This is a genomic window from Kribbella sp. NPDC051586, from assembly GCF_044453965.1.
In the GTDB taxonomy this organism is placed as follows: Bacteria; Actinomycetota; Actinomycetes; order Propionibacteriales; family Kribbellaceae; genus Kribbella.
In genome coordinates this window covers 84,242-104,581 of record NZ_JBITDF010000001.1, presented here as the reverse complement: position 1 = coordinate 104,581, position 20,340 = coordinate 84,242, and the positions used below count along the sequence as shown (strand labels likewise).

17 protein-coding genes are annotated in these 20,340 nt (G+C 68.7%); 8 read left to right on the top strand and 9 right to left on the bottom strand.

Annotated features, from left to right (window positions below):
* Positions 1–65 precede the first annotated feature (65 nt).
* Complete coding sequence (locus ACIA58_RS00485; protein WP_396401454.1) at positions 66–770, top strand: copper homeostasis protein CutC; 705 nt, start codon at positions 66–68, stop codon at positions 768–770.
* Entirely contained in the window at positions 767–1,033 is a 267-nt protein-coding gene (locus tag ACIA58_RS00480) for a DUF4031 domain-containing protein (protein ID WP_396401453.1), read from the top strand. The genes ACIA58_RS00485 and ACIA58_RS00480 overlap by 4 nt, the downstream gene beginning before the upstream one ends.
* Before the next feature lie 15 nt (positions 1,034–1,048).
* Here ACIA58_RS00480 and tuf read toward each other — a convergent pair whose 3' ends face one another.
* Positions 1,049–2,236 carry an elongation factor Tu gene (gene tuf, locus ACIA58_RS00475; RefSeq protein ID WP_396401452.1) on the bottom strand — a complete coding sequence of 396 codons (1,188 nt, stop codon included), beginning with the start codon at positions 2,234–2,236 and terminating at the stop codon, positions 1,049–1,051.
* Between the two features lie 283 nt (positions 2,237–2,519).
* The gene (locus tag ACIA58_RS00470) at positions 2,520–4,919 is read right to left on the bottom strand and encodes a PQQ-binding-like beta-propeller repeat protein (protein WP_396401451.1); all 2,400 of its coding nucleotides are present in this window, start codon (positions 4,917–4,919) and stop codon (positions 2,520–2,522) included.
* A 159-nt stretch (positions 4,920–5,078) separates the two neighbouring features.
* Between ACIA58_RS00470 and ACIA58_RS00465 the strand changes: the two genes are divergently transcribed.
* Genes ACIA58_RS00465 through ACIA58_RS00455 form a run of 3 tightly spaced genes read left to right on the top strand, consistent with a single transcriptional unit; the run spans position 5,079 to position 7,453 of the window.
* On the top strand, positions 5,079–5,954 hold the full coding sequence (locus ACIA58_RS00465) for a Gfo/Idh/MocA family protein (protein ID WP_396401450.1): 876 nt from the start codon (positions 5,079–5,081) through the stop codon (positions 5,952–5,954).
* Positions 5,955–6,011: 57 nt separating this feature from the next.
* Positions 6,012–6,635, top strand: a complete 624-nt coding sequence (locus ACIA58_RS00460; RefSeq protein WP_396401449.1) for a TetR family transcriptional regulator — start codon at positions 6,012–6,014, stop codon at positions 6,633–6,635.
* The gene (locus ACIA58_RS00455; protein WP_396401448.1) at positions 6,632–7,453 is read left to right on the top strand and encodes a class I SAM-dependent methyltransferase; all 822 of its coding nucleotides are present in this window, start codon (positions 6,632–6,634) and stop codon (positions 7,451–7,453) included. Before ACIA58_RS00460 ends, ACIA58_RS00455 begins: the two co-directional genes overlap by 4 nt.
* Before the next feature lies 1 nt (position 7,454).
* Here the strand turns inward: ACIA58_RS00455 and ACIA58_RS00450 are convergent, their stop codons facing one another.
* Both ACIA58_RS00450 and ACIA58_RS00445 read right to left on the bottom strand, forming a co-directional pair.
* On the bottom strand, positions 7,455–9,701 hold the full coding sequence (locus ACIA58_RS00450) for a PQQ-binding-like beta-propeller repeat protein (protein WP_396401447.1): 2,247 nt from the start codon (positions 9,699–9,701) through the stop codon (positions 7,455–7,457).
* A gap of 97 nt (positions 9,702–9,798) precedes the next feature.
* Positions 9,799–10,110 (bottom strand): ArsR/SmtB family transcription factor, encoded by a 312-nt coding sequence (locus ACIA58_RS00445; protein ID WP_396401446.1) that lies wholly within the window; start codon positions 10,108–10,110, stop codon positions 9,799–9,801.
* Between the two features lie 169 nt (positions 10,111–10,279).
* Here ACIA58_RS00445 and ACIA58_RS00440 point away from each other — a divergent pair, with 169 nt between their 5' ends.
* Genes ACIA58_RS00440 through ACIA58_RS00430 form a run of 3 tightly spaced genes read left to right on the top strand, consistent with a single transcriptional unit; the run spans position 10,280 to position 13,930 of the window.
* Complete coding sequence (locus ACIA58_RS00440) at positions 10,280–11,470, top strand: MFS transporter (protein WP_396401445.1); 1,191 nt, start codon at positions 10,280–10,282, stop codon at positions 11,468–11,470.
* A 31-nt stretch (positions 11,471–11,501) separates the two neighbouring features.
* Entirely contained in the window at positions 11,502–12,515 is a 1,014-nt protein-coding gene (locus ACIA58_RS00435) for a hypothetical protein (RefSeq protein ID WP_396401444.1), read from the top strand.
* The gene (locus ACIA58_RS00430; protein WP_396401443.1) at positions 12,512–13,930 is read left to right on the top strand and encodes a hypothetical protein; all 1,419 of its coding nucleotides are present in this window, start codon (positions 12,512–12,514) and stop codon (positions 13,928–13,930) included. The genes ACIA58_RS00435 and ACIA58_RS00430 overlap by 4 nt, the downstream gene beginning before the upstream one ends.
* Here ACIA58_RS00430 and ACIA58_RS00425 read toward each other — a convergent pair.
* The 5 genes from ACIA58_RS00425 to ACIA58_RS00405 form a co-directional block, all read right to left on the bottom strand.
* On the bottom strand, positions 13,916–15,925 hold the full coding sequence (locus ACIA58_RS00425) for a HelD family protein (RefSeq protein WP_396401442.1): 2,010 nt from the start codon (positions 15,923–15,925) through the stop codon (positions 13,916–13,918). The genes ACIA58_RS00430 and ACIA58_RS00425 overlap by 15 nt on opposite strands.
* A gap of 38 nt (positions 15,926–15,963) precedes the next feature.
* Positions 15,964–16,752, bottom strand: a complete 789-nt coding sequence (locus tag ACIA58_RS00420; protein ID WP_396401441.1) for a phosphatase PAP2 family protein — start codon at positions 16,750–16,752, stop codon at positions 15,964–15,966.
* Positions 16,753–16,852: 100 nt separating this feature from the next.
* Positions 16,853–17,740, bottom strand: a complete 888-nt coding sequence (locus tag ACIA58_RS00415) for a carbohydrate ABC transporter permease (protein ID WP_396401440.1) — start codon at positions 17,738–17,740, stop codon at positions 16,853–16,855.
* Positions 17,737–18,696, bottom strand: a complete 960-nt coding sequence (locus ACIA58_RS00410) for an ABC transporter permease subunit (protein ID WP_396401439.1) — start codon at positions 18,694–18,696, stop codon at positions 17,737–17,739. The genes ACIA58_RS00415 and ACIA58_RS00410 overlap by 4 nt, the downstream gene beginning before the upstream one ends.
* Positions 18,696–20,318, bottom strand: a complete 1,623-nt coding sequence (locus ACIA58_RS00405) for an extracellular solute-binding protein (protein WP_396401438.1) — start codon at positions 20,316–20,318, stop codon at positions 18,696–18,698. Before ACIA58_RS00405 ends, ACIA58_RS00410 begins: the two co-directional genes overlap by 1 nt.
* Positions 20,319–20,340: the final 22 nt, after the last annotated feature.

Here is a 20,340-nt window from a genome sequence, read left to right as displayed (position 1 = left end):
AACGATACAGAAGCCTGGCGGCGAGTGCAACACCATTTCGCGGAAGGTGCGAGAAGATAGCGGTCATGGGTTCGTTGCTGGAGATCATCGCGCTGCATCCGGCGGATGCGGAGGCGGCGCAGGAGGGTGGGGCGGACCGGCTGGAGCTGTGCGCCTCGATGGAGGCGGACGGGTTGTGCCCGTCGGTGTCGACGGTCAGTGCGATCCGGCGCGTCACCGATCTGCCGCTGCGGGTGATGCTGCGGCTGGAGAACTCGTTCACCACCAACGGCGCCGAGCTGAACCGGCTGACCGCCATGGCGCAGTCCTACCTGTCTGCCGGTGCGGATGGGTTCGTGCTGGGCTTCCTGACGCCCGACAACCAGGTGGACGTCGAGTCGGTGTCCGCACTGACCAGCACCTTCGCCGGTACGCCGTGGACGTTCCACCGCGCTGTTGACGCAGTGCTCGAGCAGCAGCGTGCCTGGGCCGCACTGCGCACGCTGCCCGGTCTGGACTGCGTGCTGACCGCCGGTTCGTCGATCGGTGTCAGCCACGGGCTGGATGACCTGTGCAAGCTGGCCAAGGAGGACCCTGCCGTAGCCGGCGTCATGATGGCCGGCGGCGGGCTCCAGCCGGAGCATGTGCCGTGGCTGTACCAGAGCGGCGTACGGCGTTTCCACGTCGGCACGTCGGTGCGCCAGGACGGCTCGTGGACGAAGGCGTACGTGAACTCCAGGTTCGTCCGCGCCTGGCGCAATCTGCTCGACGCCCAGGACGCCCGCGGATGATCCTCATCGACCCACCCGCCTGGCCGGCCTGGAACAGAGTCTGGTCCCACCTGGTCAGCGACGAGTCCTACGAGGAGCTACACACGTTCGCGAAGGCCGCCGGCATCCCGTCCCGCGGCTTCGACCGCGACCACTACGACGTACCCAGCGACCGCTACGACGACCTGGTCGCAGCCGGCGCCGTACCTGTCTCCAGCCGCGAGCTGGTCCGCCGGATCACCGCTGCGGGACTTCGGCACAGAAAACGGCCCCCGACCGAATAGATCGGGGGCCGTTGTTCAGTCGAGCAGTTCCGTCACGGTGCCGGCGGCTACGGTGTGGCCGCCTTCGCGAACGGCGAAGCCGAGGCCGACGTTCATCGCGATCGGCTTCTCCAGCTCCACGCCGAGGTCGATCGTGTCGCCGGGCAGCACCAGGGTGATCTCACCGAGGTCGATGCCGCCGGACACGTCCGTCGTACGGAAGTAGAACTGCGGGCGGTAGTCCGCGGCGAACGGCGTGTGCCGGCCGCCCTCGGCGGTGGACAGCGCGTGCAGGGTCGCCCGGAACTTCCGGTGCGGCTGCACACTGCCCGGCAACGCCACCACCTGGCCGCGACGTACCTCGTCGCGCTTCACACCACGCAGCAGCACCGCCGCGTTGTCGCCCGCGTCGGCGGACTCCAGCGACTTGCCGAACGTCTCCATGCCGATGGCCGTGCTGGTCACCGTCGGGCCGAGCCCGACCACCTCGACCGCGTCGCCGAGCTTCAGCGAACCGCGCTCGACCGCGCCGGTGACCACTGTGCCGCGGCCGCTGATGGTGAGCACGTTCTCGATCGGCATCAGGAACGGCTCGCCCAGCTCACGGTCCGGCACCGGTACGTAGCTGTCGACCGCGTCCAGCAGCTCGCCGATCGCGGCGGTCCACTTCGGGTCGCCCTCCAGCGCCTTCAGACCGGACACGCGCACGACCGGTACGTCGTCACCCGGGAAGCCGTACTCCGACAGGAGCTCACGGACCTCCAGCTCGACCAGGTCGAGCAGCTCGGGGTCGTCGACGGTGTCCGCCTTGTTCAGCGCGACCACCAGGTACGGCACACCCACGCGGCGCGCGAGCAGCACATGCTCCCGCGTCTGCGGCATGGCGCCGTCCTGCGCGGAGACGACCAGGATCGCGGCGTCCACCTGCGCGGCGCCGGTGATCATGTTCTTCACGTAGTCGGCGTGCCCGGGCATGTCGACGTGCGCGTAGTGGCGGGTCGCCGTCTCGTACTCGACGTGCGAGATGTTGATCGTGATCCCGCGCTGGATCTCCTCCGGCGCACGGTCGATGCCGTCGAAGGCGATGAAGCGGTTGACGCTCGGGTCGCGCTCCGCGAGCACCTTGGTGATCGCGGCGGTCAGGGTGGTCTTGCCGTGGTCGACGTGACCCATCGTGCCGATGTTGAGGTGCGGCTTGGTCCGCACGAACTGGCTCTTGGCCATGAGTTTTTCCTTAGCTATCAGTCGAATTGACGAGCCAGGACCCTCCGGCAAGCCCTCCAGTGCTGTCACCGCGTGGAGGGGGCCGGTGCGGGCCACCCTCCTCCGCGGGTCCTGCAGAGCAGGAGGAGGGTCAGCGTCGCGCGCCGGTGCAATCGACTGAAGCAGCCCACGTGGGAGCGCCCGTCAGGCCGGTGCCTGACAGGTCGTGCTCGAAGAGAACCACGCGGAACATGGGCATCACGGTAGATGTCAACGCTGCCCTGGGCAACGGAATTCCCGGCGGCTAGTTCAGTGCGAAGAGGCGGGTGCCGTCGGAGAAGACCGGGCGGGCGGCCGCGACTGTGACGGCCGGCTTGTTGCAGGTGACCTCTTCGGACTTGGCCACCGGCTGGGCGTTCACGCTGGGCAGGATCGGTCGCGGCTGGACGCCGGTGGAGCCGATCATGACGGGGGAGCAACTGCCGTTCGGCTGCGGCATCAGCGTGACCACTCGCCCGTCCGGCAACAGCCCGAACCCGTTCCGCGGGTACTCCGGTTGCTGCAACTTCGGCGGCACCTGCAGGAGGTGGTGCCACTGCGGCGTACCGTCAGCGGGACTCGACGACGACACGTCGTACGTCTGCGGCTGGCCAGGGTCGTTCCCGGTGCGGCACGTGACGAGTACCAGCGACGCGTGTGTGGCGGCCAGTTGCGCGTCGCAGGACGACGACCCGAGCCGCGGCCGCGGCGTGCCGGGGACCGGCGTGGTCCAGATGACGTGACCCTCGCTGACGTCGACGCTCCACTGGTACAGCGTCCCGCCGGCAGCCCCGGTCCAGATCAGCCCCGACACCTCACGAGTGTCCGGTACGGCGACCAGGTCCCCGACCCAGGTCGACGGGTCCAGCTCCGCGCTCAGATCGATGCGGGCGCCCAGGTCGACCTCCCAGCGCTGGGCGCCGGTCTTGAGGTCCAGTCCGCGTACGACGGCACTGTTTCCGGCGCATGCGTCCACAACGACTGCCTGGTCGCCGATCAGCGTGCCCTGTGTCACGTGGCAGCGCACCTGCGCCCGCCAGTGCGTCGGGCTGCTCACGCCGTGCGCGACGACGTAGTTGCCTTCAGCCACGAGCAGCTGGTTCTCGTCGACCGCCAGCGCCGTCCCGTCGGTGTGAACCTCGGTCAGCACCTTGCCGCTCACCGCATCCAGTACGGCGTACGTCGGCAGGTCGATACCCGCGGGTTCGCGGTAGTCGGAGTGCGGGAGATGTGCGGCGATGGTCCTGGTGTCCGCCGACACCAGCAAGCCCTTGGCGCCACTGGACGCGGCGTCCTGAACGTCGGCGCGCGAGTAGCGCCACCGGATCTGGCCAGTGGCCGCGTCGGACATGACCACACCGTCGGAGCGCAACTCGGCGACTCCACCCGCAGTACCCGTGATCGCCCCGGTCGCCGGCACCTCGCGGCTCCACGCCAGCGTTCCGTCGAGCTGCACCGGGAGCTGGGTCGGCTCGATCGTGGTCGTCGTACTGACCGTGTTGGCCGTCTCCAGCCGGGCCTGCACGAACGGCTCACCGGCTGACACCACGACCCAGGCCAGCAGCGCACCGAACACGGCGGTCGCACCGACACCCAGCCAACCCGGGGGAGCCTGCGCGTACGGCGGCGCCAGCCGCAACCGTCGCGCCAGCGCCAGCAACGCACCGGCCAGCACCAGTGCCACCGAAGCGAGCATCAGGTACGGCCAGCGCTCCGACATGGCCGCGCCGGGCTGTGCGGCCGGCCAGCGCCACCAGCACACGCCGATCGCGGCCACTCCGACGACAGCGAAGAGGATCGCCGGAACGGTCACCAGCCGCTGCTGGGACCGCCGGAACCACGCACAGGTCAGGGCCGCCGCAACCGCCGTACCGGCGATGGGCGCCCACACCGGGAAGCCGCTGACGTCGGACGGGTCGGCCGGCCACTTGGCAGCTGCACCGAGGCCACGGCCGAGTAGTACCGAGGATGCGACGATCGCACCGAGAGCAGCGCCGAAGTAGATGACCGGAATCAGCCCGCCGATCGGCCGGGCCGCCCTAGGGCCCAGTGACCCGACCTCCCGGGTCAGGTTGTCCCGGGCTGGTCGTTCCCACTCCTCATGGCCTCTCGGCGTCGCGTACAGGCGCGTCTCGCTCAGGCTCTGCAGGAACGTCATCCGGCCGCGGGCGAAGTCCCGGTCGGCGATGTGCGCGTACTCCTGGCGGATGCCCGCGGCGTACTCGTCGTAGCGCTGCGGCGGCAGGCTCAGGATCCGCAGGTCGGCGTCGCACAGTACGGCGCCGTTGCGGTCGTCCGGCGCGCAGTCGTGCTTGGCGGTCAGCCGGACCAGGCGACCGATCTCCTCGACCCGGGCGGCCTCGACGCCGTACGCCGCCAGCTCGAGCTCGGCCAGCTGGGCCGAGACCTCCTCGTTCTCGCCGGGGTCGGCCTGCGGGTCGTAGATCGCGTCGTGGAACCAGGCCGCCAGCCGGACCGAGTCCGCGTCGTCGGCGTACTCGGCCAGTTCGTCGATGGTCTCCAGCACGTCGGTCAGGTGGCGCTGGTCGTGATAGTGGCGGTGTTGCTCTGCGTAACGAGCCAGCAGATCGTCGCCCAACGGCTGCGCGTGCGGCAGCAGGCGATTCCACCGGTCGCGCAGGTCCATGGCCAATGAGTCTGGCACCGGTTGGGAGTCTGTACCGACCGATCCGGGCTTCCCGGATAGGGTCGTGGCCAAAGCGATATCGGCTCGTCACCTGACCGGTTCGACAGGTGCGTCCGGCATCGAATTCCACCGGTGGGATTGCGGTGCAGATCACACTTTCGGCTCCGGGAGGACGAGATGCGGTTCGGTCTGGTGGGGACGGGCCCGTGGGCGACGCGGACGCACGGCCCGGGGCTCACGGCGGCGGCCGGGGTCGAGTTGAGCGGCGTGTGGGGCCGGCATCCCGGCAGAACCGCCGTCCTCGCGGGTGAGCTCGGCGTGCCGGCGTACGACGACTACGCGGAGTTACTCGAGTCCGTGGACGCGGTCGCGTTCGCCGTACCGCCCAGGGTGCAGGCGGCGATGGCGCTCGAGGCGGCCGCGGTGGGGAAGCATCTGCTACTCGACAAGCCGGTCGCGGACTCGGTGGACGACGCCCGCGCGCTCGACGACGAGGTCACGGCCGAGGGTGTCGCATCGGTCGTGATGCTCACCCAGCGGTTCCAGCCGCCGATGCGGGAGTTCTTCGCGGGCCTCGAGGCCACTGGTGGCTGGAAGGGCGGCTGGTGCCGGATGCTGGCGTCGCTGGACGCCCCGGGCAACCCGTACGTGAACTCGGTCTGGCGGCGTGAGCAGTGGGGAGCGCTGTGGGACGTCGGTCCGCATGCGCTGTCCAACCTGACCTCGATGCTCGGTCCGATCGGTGAGCTGCGCGCTGCCGGCGGCGACGACGGTCTGATCCATATGGTTCTCACCCACGAGTCCGGCGCGACCAGCACCGTCAGCATCACCCTGTCTGCCCCACCGGCGGGGCAGACCTTCGAGACCGGCGTGTGGGGCGAGTCTGGTACGGCGCTGCTGCCGCAGCGGACCACAACAGGCGCCGAGGCGCTCCAGCTTGCCGCGGAGGAGCTGGTCGTGGCGGCGGAGTCCGGCGAGTCCCACCCGACCGACGTTGCCTACGGCACCCGCATCGTCGAGCTCCTTGCCTCCGCCCAGCAGCAACTCTCGTGAGTGGTCCCCGCGCGCTTTCGCTTGCCCTGCGTTGAACATGTGTTTAGTCTGTTAAACATGCGTACAGCGGATCTCACGGCGACGGCCCGGATCCGGAACGCGGCGATCGAGCTGTTCGCCCGGGACGGATTCCAGAAGACGAACGTCCGCGCGATCGCGACCGCCGCGGGAGTCAGTGCCGGGCTGGTCATCCATCACTTCGGCAGCAAGGACGGACTGCGGACGGCCTGCGACGAGTACGTGCTGGAAGTGCTGACGAGCCGGGCGCGGGCCGCCGGGTCGTCCGATCTGCTGCGTGAGTACCTCGCCGATCCGGGCGGGTACCGCCGGCAGATCCAGTACATGAACCGGGCGCTGGCGGAGGACTCCACGGCCGCGCAGGCGTTCGTCGAGCGCTTGGTCAGCGAGTCAGAGGCGGTGCAACAGGCCGGCGTGGCCTCCGGCGCCATGCGCCAGTCCTCGGACCCGCGGGCGCTGGCCGTGTTCAACGTCCTGGTCAGCCTCGCCACCTTGACCATGCCACCGGCGCTGGCGCGGGCGCTCGGCCAGGACGAGTTCGGGCCCGCAGTACTGCGTCGGCTCGCCGTACCGACGCTCGAGCTCTACACGCACGGCCTCTATACCGACGACAGCGCACTGCGGACTGCAACCGCGGCGCAGGAGGAGATGGGCGAGTCATGACGATCACGCTCCCGAAGTTCGACCAGCTGGAGAGCAGCCTGTGGCTGACGTTGTGCGGTCGAGCGCTCGACAACCGCCGGGACCACCCGGTGCTGGGGGATGAGCTGGCGGACCGGATCGTCCGGACGCTCGACTACGACTACCGCGCGCTGAAGGTCAGCGCGAGCAGTGCGATCTACATCGCGCACCGGGCCCTGAAGCTCGACCAGATCGCGCAGAACTTCGTCAGCGCCCACCCGGACGCGATCGGGCTGGACCTCGGCGCCGGTCTGGACTCACGCGCGCACCGGATCGAGCTGCCCACGACGGCCGACTGGTACGACGTGGACTTCCCGGACGTCGTCGCCGCGCGCGGACAGGTCGTCCCGGCGCATCCGCGGGCGCACGACCTGGCGGCCGATCTCGGCGACCCGGGCTGGCTCGACGCGATCCCGTCGGACCGTCCGGCGGTCGTGGTCGCGGACGGCCTGCTCGCGTTCTTCCCGCTGGCCGAGTGGAGCGCCATCCTGAACCGGATCATCGACCACTTCCCGAGCGGCGAGATCGCGTTCAACGGCTACTCGACGTTCGCGGTCAAGGCCGCGAGGATCTTCCCGGTGGGGAAGGCCGTCCGGGAGATCATGCGGTCCGAAGGCTTCGACGACCCGCGGACGCCGGAGCAGTGGAATCCGAAGCTCAAGCTCGTCCGCGAGATCCTGATGACCCGCGAGCCCGAGGTGGAGCAGTTCCCGGCCGGGCTGCGATGGGCCAACAAGCTGTCGGCGCGGAGCGAGTCGTTGTCCCGGCGCGGCAACGTCGTACTGCACTACCGGTTCTGAGTCAGCGCAGAGCGATGACGGTGTCCGTTCCGGACGTGAGGACGAGGTTGCCGACGGCGCGGGGGTCGCGGCTGCAGGAGATGCCGGTCGGCAGGCGGACCTGACGGAAGCCGGCCTGGCTGATCACGTTCGCGAGGCAGCCGGTGGAGCCACGGCTCAGGGAGATGACGCGGCCGTCGGCGGTCACCGTGACCTTCATGCGTGGGCTGACCGGCGCCTCGGTCTGCCAGGCGGTCAGACCGGTGTTGGCGTCGACCGCGGTGACGATCGTCTTGCGGTTCTCCAGGCTGCTCGGTCCTGGGCAGTCGACGACGATCAGGTACTTCCCGGCCGCGTTGAGAAGAGTGCGGCAGGCCCAGGTCCTCGGCACTTCCCAACGCCAGCGGATGTCGCCGGTGCGCGGCTCGATCGCTGTCAGTGCGGCAGGTACGTCGGAGTCCCCGCCGGGCTCGGCCACGACCACCAGGCCGCCGACGACGACAGGCCGGCGGTACGTGTCCGACGTCTTGGTCCACAGCTTCTTGCCGGACTGCACGTCCAGGGCGGCCATCTCGTCGGGCCGGTCGTCGCAGGTGTGACTGACGAACGTGACGACGGTCTCGGCCGTCGAGATGGCGCCCAGGTCGGTGCAGCTCCCGGAGTCGTACGTCCAGCGTTCGTGGCCGGTAGGGTCCACGCCGTGCAGCTTGCCGGAGCGTTCGCCGGTCAGCAGCGGCTGGGACTGCTGGATGAAGCGGTCCCGCGTCCGGCCGGGCCAGGCGGCCTTGCGCCGGCCGGTGTTCGCGTCGAGCAGCAGGTAGCCGACATCGGCGAACTGGGCGAGCACGTAGTCGCCGTTGCCGGTCGCTGCGATGACCGGCTTCTCGTCGGAGTCGGAGCGGCTGTAGCGCCAGCGCAGTTCGCCGGTGGCTGCGTCGAGCATCTCCACCACGCCGCTCGGGCGGGGGATCGCGATGCCGTAGCGAGTGCCGATCGCTTCCTCGGCGCCAGTGCCGGCAACCGACCCACTGACCCACGCGACGCGGCCGTCGAGGACGGACGGAGCCGACTTGCCCGCTTCACCCGGTGTTCCCTCGACTCGCTCGTTCGAGCCGAGCACATAGCCGCGGGACAGCGGCTGGATGATCAGCAACAGGGCGAGAGCCACCGCGGCCGGTGCTGCGAGCCACGCGAGCTGCTGGCCGAGGTTGCGCGCGGGGAGGAAGCGGGCGGTCCTGGTGCGAAGCAGCGAGGCCACAAGAGCGGCGGCGCCGGCGATCAGCAGCAGGAGGAGTGCGGAGATCAGCAGCGGTACGCGAAGGCCGACGCCGACGGCAACGTTCGTCCTGGGGGCTTGGGCCCAGGCGATGAGCAGTCCGGTCACTGCGATCGCCAGGACCGCGCCCGCGATGAGGCGAGCGCGCTGACTGGCGCTACGGGCGCAGCGGAAGAGAATCGGTGCGCTGAAGAACGAGAGGACGGCCAGCGCGACAGGTGGCCAGCCTGGTTCGTCTTGTGCTGCAGGGGTCTGCCAGGACGCGCCGGAGGCGGCGATGGCGACCACAGCGGCAGCGATCGCCGTGAAGGTCGCGGTTGCGGTCAGCGCGGCCTGTTGCCAACCACGCCAAGGGGCCGGGAGCTCCGTGTCCAGTCCGGCCAGCTCCGACTCCAGGTTGACCCGCGCGACCGGGCCGAGCCGTTGACGGGCCAGCTGGGTGCGGTACAGGTGGCCGTCGAGCAGTTCGCGCACGTCGCCGTACCGGTGTTCGAGCGCGGTCTTGCGGTCACTGGCGTCGCGGCGCACCTCGGCGGTGTGTACGGCGTACCGGCTGGGGTCGGAGGCGAGGATCGCGTTGACGGCGTCGAGCAGTACGTCGCCGTTCGCGTCGCGGCGGGGCGGGGCGTAGGAGTCCGGTGGTGGTGCGGCGAGGTCACCGGTCAACCGGATCAGCCGGGCCACCTCGGCGATCCGGATCGGCGCAACGCCGTACTGCGGGAGGATCTGCTCGGCCAACCGGGCCGAAGCCTCGGCGTCCTCGGACGGCGTGCCGCCGGGCTCGTGGACCGCGCGGTGGAACCAGGCCGCCAGCCGGACGCTCGTCGGGTCGGTCGAGAGCTGGATGAGTGAGTCCAGTGCGGTCAGGACGATGCCGAGGTACTGGTCCCGGTACGCGCGCCGGTTGCGTTCGACGTAGCGGGCGACCAGCTCGTCGGCCAGCGGGGCAGAACCGGGCACCAGGTCAGCCCACCGCGCCCGAAGCTCCACCACTGCTTCAGTCTGCCAGCCGCACTTCTACAACCAGCCCTCGATCACCCCACCGCCACCTTGCGGTTGGAGGTCGGGTTCACCAGGCGTGTGCGAGCGGTTACTGCTTCGCGCCCAGGATGCCCGTGAGCAGGCCCGGGTAGAGCGCCTCGAGGTCCTCGCGGCGCAGGATGCTGATCCGGCGGGTGCCGTCGGTGTGCGTGGACAGCACACCCGCTTCCCGCAGGGTCTTGAGGTGGTGGGCCCGCGTGGACGCGGTCACCGGGAGCTCGATCTCGCCGCAGGCGATACCTGCCGGGCTGTCGGCCAGCGCACGGACGATCGTCAGCCGGACAGGCTCGCCCAGTGCCTGCAGAACCGCTTCGACGCGGATCTCGTCCCGCTCCGGCTGCGGGAGAACCTTAGAACTCATCGACGCCCTCCGCTTCGCTCCGGGCGCCGGCGAGGCACGAGGTGGCTGTGCTGGTAGATGAACTCGCTCCGCTCGTTCATGGTGTCCATAGTACGACGCCGGTCGAAGTTCGATGAAGATCGTAGTACGATGACGATCGAACTACTGAACCTCGTCCGGAAGGCCTTCGATGTCCGCACGGATCTACCTGCTCGGCGCCGGTGCGTTCGCGGTCGGCACCAGCGCGTACGTCGTGTCCGGTGTGCTCCCCGACGTCAGCTCCGAGCTGCACGTCTCGCTGACCGCCGCGGGCCAGCTCGCCACCGCGTTCTCCTTGTCCTATGCGATCGGTGCGCCGATCCTCGCCACGCTGACCGGCCGGTGGGAGCGCCGTACGCTCCTGATCGCCGCCCTGGTCCTGGCCGCGCTCGGCAACCTGATCGCCGCGCTGGCCGTCAACTACCCGATCCTGATCGCCGGCCGGGTGGTGGCCGCGTTCGGCGCCGCCATGTACACCCCGGCTGCCACGCTGTTCGCCACCAGCCTGCTGCGACCGGAGGAGCGCGGGAGGGCCGTTGCCATCGTGTTCGGCGGCCTGACCTTCGCACTGGTCCTGGGTGTGCCGGCCGGCACACTGCTCGGCCCGACGCTTGGCTACAAGGGTGTCTTCGCCCTTATCACCGCAGTGGCCGTGCTGGTCGCGATCGCCGAGCGGACCGCGCTGCCCACGGTCGACGCACCTCCAGTGGTCAGTCTGCGCGAACGCTTCGCCGGTGTGACCGATCGTCGGGTGCAGATCATCCTGGCGATCACGGTCCTCGCAGTGCTGGCCGCCTTCAGCGTGTACATCTACATCGTCCCGTTGCTGAAGCACACCGCCGGCCTGACCGGCAACATCACGGGCCTGCTGCTCCTGCTGTACGGCGTCGGCGCGGTCGTCGGCAACTTCCTCGGCGGACGGATGACGGACCGCTTCGGCAGCCTGCGTACGCTCGCGGTCCTGATGACGGGCATCACCGCCCTCCTCGCCACCCTCGATGTCACGCTGACGACCGAGGTGGGCGCGGGTGTGGCCCTGGCGGTGTGGGGCATGTTCACCTGGGCCATCAACCCGCCGATCCAGAACCTGCTGCTCGAGCTCGGCGGCGGTCTGCTCATCTCGCTCAACGCCTCTGCGATCTACCTGGGCGCCGGGCTGTCGGCAGTGGTGGGCGGACTGGTCATCAAGTCGTTCGGTGTCGGCTATCTGTCGGTGCTGGCGAGCGCACTGTCGCTGGTCGTACTCGGTCTGGTCTACGCGCTCTGGCGGGACACTGCGCTCCAGCAGGTCGAGAAGCTCGAGCGCGAGGACGACATCTACGTCACAGCCGCCGCTGACTGAAGAGGACCTGCGGTAGGGCAGGCTTCTGCCCATGCGTCTGCTTGCCGGTGTGCTGTTGCTCGCCTCCACCCTGACGGGCTCCAGCGATCCGGCGGCCGTGGTGGACGGCTGGAAGACCTCACCGGTGTACGTCGATCCGACACAGCGATCTCTGGTGTCGGACAAGGACGCCGCTGAGCTGGCCGAACGGGTGAACGGGCACGATCCAGCGATTCGCATCGCGGTCGTGCCCGCCGCCGTACTCAAGGCCGGTGACCAGAGTGCCGCGGCCCATACGTACGTCGATCAGGTGGTGGATCGTCAGCAGGCGGATGGCATCTACCTGGTGGTGTTCGGCGGAGCCATCAGCTGGGGGAGCGCGGTCGGCGTAGACACGCCGATCGCGGACATCCTCACCGACGAGCTCGGTAAGCACAGCCGCTCCGATCCGGTCGGCACGCTCAACGGCGTGCTCGACCAACTCGACGTGCCGAAGGCGTCCAGTCGTGGGCCTGGCTGGCTGTGGCCGCTGCTGATCGTCGTCGTTCTGCTGATCGCCGGCGGCCTGGCGCTGCGCTGGTGGAAGACACGCGCGCGCAAGGACGAAGGGCCTGCGCTCTACCGACCGTCGTACGACGTGCTGCCGGACGAGGTGGACACGGTCGACGAGAGGCGTGCGACTGCCCGCGAGGACGTCACGCGGTTCGGTGAGGAACTGGATGCGGCGGACGTGCGTCTGGACAGCCATGACCTCACTGGCACTGCGGCGGATGTGCAAGCGGCGATGGATGCGTACGCCGACGCCGGACGCGTGGTCGACGGTCAGCCGGACGACGACAAGCTGCGCGAGGTCCGCGCCACGGTCGAGTACGGGCGCTGGCGACTGGCCTGTGCGCAGGCCAAGGTCGCCGGAACGCCTTCACCTGCGCGCCGCGCAGCATGCTTCTTCGACCCCGGCCACGGCACGTCCGTGACCGACTGGATGTACACGCCACCCGGCGGCAGGTCCCGGGAAGTCCCGGTCTGCAGTGCCTGCCGCGACCGCCTCTCGGGAGGATCACGATGAAACGACTGCTCGGTGCGCTCGCACTGATCACTCTCTGGGCGCTACCCGTGTCGCCGGCACACGCCGAGACGGATCCGGACGCGTACATGAACACCGTCGCCAGTCACCTGGGTGACGCCGGTGTCTGGGTCGACCCGGACGTGAAGGAGTTGACCCCGGCCGAGGTCGCCCAGCTCGACGCCGCCGCCAAGAGCGCGGCCGCTCCGATCCGCATCGCCGTCATCCCCGCTGCCAAGATCAACACCTCGGACAGCGGGTACTTCGTGAACCTCGCCTGGGAGGGTGAGGAGATCGCGGACCAGCTGTACGACCGCGTCGGTGTCGAGGGCGTGTACGGCGTTCTGGTCGACGCGAACTCCGAGTCCGACGGGCGTGGATTCCACGCTGTTCAGCGGGCCGACCACGGGCCGACGTACTTCGTGGGCGACGCGGTGGACCAGGCAGTCGACTGCTGTGCACCCGAGTACGAGCCGATGCTGGAGCGGTTCATCCAGCGCGCACAGGTGGTGAACAAGCCGTTCTACGTCGACGCAGCGCCGTACGCCGGTGGTTTGGCCGGGGTGATCGCGCTCTGGTGCAGCCTGACCGCGCTGGGCGCCCGCAGGGAACGGCGGCGGGACGAGAAGGCCCACCTGGAGCTCACCAGGCCGCTGCTCAACGAGGAGATCATCGCGCTCTCGCAGCAGGTCTCCGCACTGCCGACCGTGTCGGACCCGCAACAGTCGAAGCTGTCGAAGGACGTGCTCGACACGGTCGAGAAAGCGCGGCACCGCCTGGACGAGGCCAAGGGCGACAAGGACGTCGAGGCTGTCACCACGCTGCTCGGTTCGGCCCGCTATGGGATGGTGTGTTTGGACGCCGTACGAGCCGGCAAGCCGATCCCCGAGCCGACGGCGCCCTGCTTCTTCGACCCGCGGCACGGGCCCAGCACGGACCAGATCGAGTGGAAGCCCGAGGACGGATCCGCTCGCGCGGTCGACGTGTGCGCGGCCTGCAAGCAGCGCGACGAGGCTGGTCAGGCGCCTGAGATCCGGATGGTCACGCGGGTACAGACCCCGCGGCCCTACTGGGAGTTCGGCGAGGACCTGGCCGCCTACGTCGACGGCTACTGGTCGCAGGGCGACGGCCGCGTGTGGTGGTTCCCGGACTCCGACTTCCGGCGGCGTGGCGAGGAGATGCGGTCGCGTTGGAGGTCCCGCCGGCCGGGTGCGCGCTTCGGCCGGTTCAGCTCGAACGTCGGCAGCTCAGTCGGTGACTGGGCGGCTTCGTCCAGCAACAGCTCGGACGACGGCGGCGGGAGCAGCTGGTACAGCGGTTCGAGCCGACGCAGCTCCTGGTCGTCCCGCACCCGCTCCAGCGGTGGCGGCTCGTCCCGGCGCTCGTCACGCCGGTCCGGTGGGTCACGCGGCTTCTAGTACTCCTGGTAGGTCTTCGCGGTGCACCACGATCAGTGAGGTGACCGCACGGGTCAGGCAGACGTAGAGCCGACGGAGGCCGGTCCGCTCGTCGGCCTCACCTGCCACGATGTCAGCCGGCTCCACGAGCACCACATGGTCGAACTCGAGACCCTTGGCCAGGGACGCCGGCACGACGTCCAGGTGGGCGTCGGCGTCGTCTTCGTCGCCAAGGACCGAGAACGCGATGCCATGCAGGGCCTTCCGGGTCGCTGGCACCAGTGCGTCCGGAACGATCAGTCCGATCGACCCGGGACGCTCGGACACCTCACGGACGGCTGTGACCGCGGCAACGAGGCTGTCCGGTACGCGGGAGATGGTGAGCTCACCGCGCGCCCGCCGTACCGCTGTCGGGGGCTTGAGGTGCGGTGCGATCGTCGGGAGGAGGCGGGCGGCGTACTCGATCACCTGGCCGGGGACGCGGAAGCCTGCGGTCAGCTCTTCGGTGTGGGCGCCGGTCTTGCCCAAGTGCTTCAACGCGTCGTCCCAGGACGGCGTGGCCCACGGTGTGGTGCCCTGCGCGATGTCACCGAGGACAGTCATCGAGCCGGTGGAGCAGCGTCGGCCGACAGCTCGCAGCTGCATGGCGGACAGGTCCTGTGCCTCGTCCAGCACCACGTGGCCGAGAGACGGCGTGCGGTCGACCAGGTCGGCGATCTCGTCGATCAGAGTGGCGTCGGCGACGGACCACTTGGCCGCACCGGCCGACCGCGGCACCTTGTCCCAGATCAGCATGGCCTGCTCGTCAGCGGTGAGGATGCCGTCGGCGTGCTCGGCCAGCAGCTCCGGATCGGAGAAGAGCCGGAAGAGCAGCTTCGCCGGGTCTACAGCCGGCCACAGCGCCTCGGCGTACTGCTTGACCGGTCGGCTCCGCGCCACCGAGTCCTGCACGCGGTCGTCGGGGGAGTCGCCCGCAGCCTCCATGCGCAGCAGCACCGCGTGGGCGAGTCGCTGCGGCAGCATCGCCCGCCCGGCGCCGTACCGGATGCCGCGGTTGCGCAGCTCGGTGATCAGCTCCTCGGCCTGGTACGCCGCGACTCGCCAGCGGTGCGCTCCGCGGGGCACGACCAGCGACTCCTTCGGCAGGTCGACGTGCGACCAGACGGCGCGGTGCAGCACCTTCGCCATCCGCACGTCGCCCTTGAGCACGTCGACCAGCGCGGGCCCGGGCCCGGCGATCTTCACCCGGGAGACCAGCTCCTCGACGGTGGTCTGCTTCGCCTCGATCTCGCCCAGTGCGGGGAGGACGTCGCCGATGTAGCGCAGGAAGCTCGCGTTCGGGCCGACCACGAGCACACCGGCCCGGCTGAGCTGGTCGCGGTACGCGTAGAGCAGGTACGCCGCCCGGTGCAGCCCGACTGCCGTCTTACCCGTGCCAGGCGCCCCCTGCACACAGATGGTGTCGTCGACACCAGCCCGGACGATCACGTCCTGCTCGGGCTGGATGGTCGCGACGATGTCCCGCATCGGGCCCGAGCGAGGGCGCTCGATCTCGGCGTCCAGGATGTTGCTGTGCTGCTGGGTCGGGGCCGTGCTGGTCAGGTCCTCGTCCTCGAACGCGGTCATCTCGCCGTGCGTGAAGCCGAACCGCCGGCGTACCCCCACGCCCATCGGCTCGGTCTTGCTGGCCCGGTAGAACGGCACCGAGATGTCCGCTCGCCAGTCCACCACCAGCGGTTCGCCCAGTGCGTCGTTCACGTGCCGGCGGCCGATGTGGAACGTCTCGTCGGTCGGCTCGAGGTAATCCAGCCGGCCGAAGAACAGCGGCACGTCGGGGTCGTCCTCCAGCTCCTTCATCCGCCGGTAGATCGCGGCCTTCAGGAACTCCTGGTTGACCCGGTCGGCGCTGTGGATCTCCAGGGCGCCGGTCTTCTCCCGCATGACCGCCAGCGCGGCCCGGGAGTTCTTGAGGTAGTCCTTCTCGGCCTGGAGGGTGTCAGACGTATCGGGGGGCATGCAGAAACCTCCGGCAGCAGTGGGGGAGCCCAGCTACGTTACTTGAGCACCTTCCGCGGTGGTACCGAATTACGCGTCCTGCGCTTATAGGCGTGCAGACCGGGGCGGAGCAGGAGCGGCAGACTGACGGCGAGCAGGAGCAGTGCGACGATGCCGTCCAGCCAGTAGTGGTTGGCCGTCACCACGACCACGGTGAACGTGATGATCGGGTGCAGCAGCCACAGCCAGCGCCAGCGCGACCTGGTGATCAGGATCATCGACAGCGCGATCAAGGCCGCCCAGCCGACGTGCAGGCTCGGCATCGCGGCGAACTGGTTCACCGGGCCGCCGGAGTGCTCCTGGCCGTACACGGACTGACCGAACCGCAGCCCGGTGTCGACGAAGCCCGGCATCATCCGCGGCGGCGCCAGTGGGAACGCGATGTGACCGATCAGTGCCAGTCCGGTCAGCGACACCATCGTCCAGCGCACATGCGAGTACGCCTTCGGTCGCCAGATGCTCAGCCAGAGCAGTACGGCGGCGGTCAACGGCGCGTGCACGCTCGCGTAGTACAGGTTGGCGCCCTGGATCAGATGAGGGAACTGCAGCGCCCAGTGCTGCAGCGTGGCCTCGTTGGGCAGATGCAGCCAGTTCTGGAACGACAGCACCTCGTGTGCGTGGTCGAACGCGGATCCGGTATGTCGGGCCGCGATCTGCCGGCCCGCACTGTAGACGAGGAAGAGGGTGGCCAACAGGACTGCTTCCCGTACCACCCTCCAGAAGACCTGAGTCTTCCGCTGTTGCTCTTCCCCACCCTGCCCCACCCGCTCCAGCGCTTCGATCCCCATACTTTTCGACGGTACCCGTCGTTCCCACAGGGTTTGCCCAGGCGCAACCCTGGCGTTGCCCTGGGCAACCCCGGAACGACGCTTCGAGACGGAGCTGTGATCAGCCCTTTACAGCGCCGGTGAGCACGCCCTTGGCGAAGTGCCGCTGCAGGAACGGGTAGATGATCAGGATCGGCACGATCGAGACGACCAGGATCGCCATCTGGATCGACGCCTGCGGCGGGAGCAGTTCGGTGCCCAGCTCGGCGCTGCCCAGTTGCGTGTCGTTGATGACGTACGTCCGCAGTACGAGCTGCAACGGCCAGAGCTTGGAGTCGTTCAGGTAGAGCAGCGCGGAGAAGAACGCGTTCCAGTACGCCACCGCGTAGAACAGGCCGATCACCGACAGCACCGCCTTGGACAGCGGCAGCACGATGTAGGTGAACGTCTTGAGCTCACCCGCGCCGTCGATCCGGGCGCTCTCGGTGATCTCGTTCGGCAGGTTCATGAAGAACGCCCGCAGTACGACGACGTTGAACGCGCTGATCATCGTCGGCACGATCAGCGCCCAGATGCTGTCCAGCAACCCGGCGCCCTTCACGGTCAGGTACGTCGGGATGATGCCGGGCGAGAACAGCATGCTGAACAGCACGACCAGCAGGATCGGCCGCCCGGCTGTGAACCCGGGTCGCGCCAGCGCGTACGCGAGCAGGCACGACACGGTCAGGCTGAGCAGCGTGCCGATGACGGTGACGAAGATGCTGACGAACAGTGCCTGCGTGACCACGCCGCCGGCGAACAGCGATTCGTACGCCGCGAAGTTCACCGACTTCGGGAACAGCACCAGACCGCCGGACTCGTTGATCTGCTTGTTCGGCGCGACGCTGGTCGAGATCACCCCGACGAACGGGATGATCACGACCGCGCAGAAGATCAGCAGGACGAGGCCCTTGAAGATCCGCATGGGCCAGCCGGGCATCGGCACCCCCTGGACGATTTTGGCGGTCATCGCTGGTACACCCCTTGCTCGCCGAAGATGTGGGCGACCTTGTTCGCGGTCAGGACGAGGATCACGCCGACGACGCCCTTCACCAGGCCGACGGCGGCTGCCACACCCCAGGCGCCACCGAGGACGCCGTTGTTGTAGACGTACGTGTCGAGTACCTCGCTGACGTCCCGGCCGACCGCCTGTTGCTGCAGGATGATTTGCTCGAACCCGACGGTCAGCGAGTCACCGAGCCGCAGGATGAACAGCAGGATGATGATCCCGCGCAGTCCGGGCAGCGTGACGTGCCAGAGCTGCCGCATCCGGGTGGCCCCGTCCACACTCGCCGCCTCGTACAGCTGCGAGTCGATCTGGGACAGGGCGGCCAGGAACAGGATGGTCGCCCAGCCGGTGTCCTTCCAGATGATCTGCGACGTCAGCAGCACGTGGAACAGCTCGGAGTTCCCGATGAGGTTGATCGTGGCCAGGTCGTGGGACCGCAGGTAGTTGTTCAGCAACCCGCTGCCGCCGAGCATCTGCTGGAACAGCGCGACCACGATCACCCACGACATGAAGTGCGGCAGGTAGAGGATGCTCTGCGCGATCCGCTTGATCCGCTCGGAGAAGAGCGAGTTCAGCAGGAGGGCGAGCAGGATCGGCGCCGGGAACACGAAGACCGACTGCAGGCTGGTGAGGATCAGCGTGTTCTTCAGCGCCCGCAGGAATGCCGGATCGCCGTTGAAGATGACGGTGAAGTTCTCCCAGCCCGACCAGTCGCTGCCGGCGATGCCGAGGAACGGCTGGTAGTCCTTGAACGCGATCACGTTGCCCAGCAGCGGCACGTAGTGGAAGACGATGATCAGCGCGGTCCCGGGCAGCGCGAACAGCAGCAGGACGCGGTCCCGCAGCAGCCGCCGGCCGAGGCTCAGCTGCTGCTGCGGACCCGTCTTGGATCTAAAGAGCGAGGATCGTTGCAGCATTACTTCCCGCCTGCCGTGGCGAAAGCGTCCTGCAGCTCGCCGCGGATCTTCTCACCGCCGGAGGACAGGAAGGTCTTGACCGCGGGCGCCCAGTCGGACACCTGCTTCTTGCCCTGCACGATCTGGTTCTCCAGGTCGGTCAGTACGCCGGTCAGCTGGCCCCACTGCTTCGACATCGTCTCGGAGTACAGCCCGTACGACGCGTCGTACACGAGCCGGTCCGCGATCTTCTGCTGGATCTTGTGCTGGTTCGTCGGTACGGCGGGCTTGCCGGCCCAGTAGAGCGCCAGCGTCGAGTCGGAGATGTACTGCAGGCCGATGCCCGTCTCCACGACACCGGTCTTGGTCGGGACCGGGTCCGTGCCCTGCATGGTGTAGTGCCGGCCTTCCACGCCGTACTTGCGGAACAGGTACTCCTCCGTGCCGAACGGTGCGGCCATCCAGTTCGCCACCTTGAGCAGCGTCTCCGCGGAGTGCTTGGTGGACTTGTTGAACGCGGTGACGTTGTTCAGCGCCGCGCCCATCCACACCTTGCCGTCACCGCTGCTGAAGCCCGGTACGTCGAGCATGTTGACGCCGAACGCGTCGCCCGCGGTGTTGTCGGAGTAGTACTGGTTCCAGGCCACGAAGCTGTCGTAGTCGAAGGCCGCGGTGCCGCCGTTGAACCACTGCTTGCGGGCCGCCGCCTTGGCGCTGAACGTGTCCGGGTTGACGACGCCGGCGGCCACCATCTTGCGGGCCGCCTCGAGCGCGTCCTCGTTGCCGTCCACCTCGTAGACCGACGTGAACTTGCCGCCCTCCTCCTTCCAGTTGTTCGGAAGGCCGAGCATCATCCGGATGTACGAAGTAGGCACGCGGGTCCACGACCAGCGGTTCTCCTTCGCCGCGGTCATCTCCTTGCACAGGTCGAAGAACTCCTCGAAGTTCTTCGGCGCCGGGTCGTTGATGCCCTTCACGGCGAGCAGGTCGGTGCGGTACAGCGGCAGCGACGTACGGGACATACCGCGCGGCACCGGCACGCCGTAGATCGCGCCGTTGAAGACGCAGCCCTTCCAGTACAGGCTCGGGATGTTCGCCAGGAACGGGTACTTGTTCACCGCGTCGCCGGACAGGTGCTCGGTCAGGTCCATCGCCTTGGCCTTGAGCAGCCCCGGGATCTGCGGCGTGCCCGGCGGGACGTTGAGGATGTCCGGCAGGTCACCGCCGGCGATCCGGGTGGCGAACTTGTCGTTGTACTCGTCGTTCGACGCCATGCTGATCTGCAGCTCGGAGCCGAGCCGCTTGTTCAGCTCCTGCCAGAACTGGTTCTTGTCGACGCCTGGCGGGATCGCGCCGGGGATGTTCGTCATGAACGTGATCGGCTTGCCGTCGCCCGGAGCGTCGGCGATCGCCTTCACCGGGTTCGCCGGGTACTTCAGGAAGCCGTCGAGCACCACGTCGGTGCCGGGCAGGTCCGGCTTGATCTCGCCGTACTTGGTGTACGTCGGGAGTTTCACCGCCGAGTTGGCGGCCGCGGTGTTCTTCTTGTCCGACGCGCACCCCGCCAGCAGCGGCGTACCCGTGACCGCGACAGCGGCGGCGGCCAGGCCACCGCCGAGGAAAGATCTTCTGCTGACTGGCATGAGGCCTCACTTCCATCGGAGG

Excerpts from the sequence above, each read along its gene's own strand:
- ACIA58_RS00485 (WP_396401454.1), top strand. The coding sequence starts at position 66 with ATGGGTTCGTTGCTGGAGATCATCGCGCTGCATCCGGCGGATGCGGAG.
- ACIA58_RS00480 (WP_396401453.1), top strand. The coding sequence starts at position 767 with ATGATCCTCATCGACCCACCCGCCTGGCCGGCCTGGAACAGAGTCTGG.
- tuf (WP_396401452.1), bottom strand. The coding sequence starts at position 2,236 with ATGGCCAAGAGCCAGTTCGTGCGGACCAAGCCGCACCTCAACATCGGC.
- ACIA58_RS00465 (WP_396401450.1), top strand. The coding sequence starts at position 5,079 with ATGCGGTTCGGTCTGGTGGGGACGGGCCCGTGGGCGACGCGGACGCAC.
- ACIA58_RS00460 (WP_396401449.1), top strand. The coding sequence starts at position 6,012 with ATGCGTACAGCGGATCTCACGGCGACGGCCCGGATCCGGAACGCGGCG.
- ACIA58_RS00455 (WP_396401448.1), top strand. The coding sequence starts at position 6,632 with ATGACGATCACGCTCCCGAAGTTCGACCAGCTGGAGAGCAGCCTGTGG.
- ACIA58_RS00445 (WP_396401446.1), bottom strand. The coding sequence starts at position 10,110 with ATGAGTTCTAAGGTTCTCCCGCAGCCGGAGCGGGACGAGATCCGCGTC.
- ACIA58_RS00440 (WP_396401445.1), top strand. The coding sequence starts at position 10,280 with ATGTCCGCACGGATCTACCTGCTCGGCGCCGGTGCGTTCGCGGTCGGC.
- ACIA58_RS00435 (WP_396401444.1), top strand. The coding sequence starts at position 11,502 with ATGCGTCTGCTTGCCGGTGTGCTGTTGCTCGCCTCCACCCTGACGGGC.
- ACIA58_RS00430 (WP_396401443.1), top strand. The coding sequence starts at position 12,512 with ATGAAACGACTGCTCGGTGCGCTCGCACTGATCACTCTCTGGGCGCTA.
- ACIA58_RS00425 (WP_396401442.1), bottom strand. The coding sequence starts at position 15,925 with ATGCCCCCCGATACGTCTGACACCCTCCAGGCCGAGAAGGACTACCTC.
- ACIA58_RS00420 (WP_396401441.1), bottom strand. The coding sequence starts at position 16,752 with ATGGGGATCGAAGCGCTGGAGCGGGTGGGGCAGGGTGGGGAAGAGCAA.
- ACIA58_RS00415 (WP_396401440.1), bottom strand. The coding sequence starts at position 17,740 with ATGACCGCCAAAATCGTCCAGGGGGTGCCGATGCCCGGCTGGCCCATG.
- ACIA58_RS00410 (WP_396401439.1), bottom strand. The coding sequence starts at position 18,696 with ATGCTGCAACGATCCTCGCTCTTTAGATCCAAGACGGGTCCGCAGCAG.
- ACIA58_RS00405 (WP_396401438.1), bottom strand. The coding sequence starts at position 20,318 with ATGCCAGTCAGCAGAAGATCTTTCCTCGGCGGTGGCCTGGCCGCCGCC.